Raw genomic sequence first — 657 nt, forward strand, 5'->3', positions numbered from 1 at the left:
ACGGAGAGCCGGGTCGGGTCCGGGTGCAGGTCCGGCAGGTAGCGGCCGATCAAGTCGGCATAGATCTGCAGCTCCTCCGGCTGCACCGTCCGGTCCAGCCGGTTCGGGTCGCCGGCGGGCCGGTTCAGGGCCTGGGAGAGGCCGAGCTTGACCGAGACGCCGTCCGGGGAGGGCAGACCGTAGCAGTGGATGGGTGCCGTACGGATGAACGCGGGACGCTCCTCGCCGAACCCCACCTCCCACGGCAGGCCGGGCAGCAGGTCGTTGACCCAGGGACCGACCGTGACGACGGCCGCGTCGAAACGCTCGCCGCCGGCGTCGGTGCGGACCTCCACCCCGCCGCCCGCGACGGGAACGATCTCGCGGACCGTGGCGTAGCGGTGGATCACGGCACCCAGCTCCTCCGCGCGGCGCGCGGCGCTCTGGACGGTCAGCTCCGGGCGGATGAAGCCCGCCCGGCGGTCGAGCACGGCCGCGTCACCGTCCCCGAGCCGGTACTGCGGGAAGCGCTTGGCCAGCGACTCCGCGTCCAGCACCTCGTGGTCGAGGTCGTGCTCGGCGATGGACTGCAGGACGGTGGCCATCTGCTGCTGCTCGGTCGGCCCCATCAGCAGGCACCCGGTCAGACGGCGCAGCTCACGGCCGGTCTCCTCCTGC

General features: G+C 73.1%; 1 protein-coding gene. It reads right to left on the reverse strand.

Going from position 1 to position 657, the window contains the following annotated elements; genetic code table 11:
- A partial coding sequence (locus OP79_RS49130; RefSeq protein ID WP_033329825.1) for an FAD-dependent oxidoreductase occupies positions 1 to 657 on the reverse strand: 657 nt, incomplete at both ends.

It is taken from the genome of Streptomyces yerevanensis, from assembly GCF_000716805.1.
GTDB lineage: Bacteria > Actinomycetota > Actinomycetes > Streptomycetales > Streptomycetaceae > Streptomyces > Streptomyces flaveus.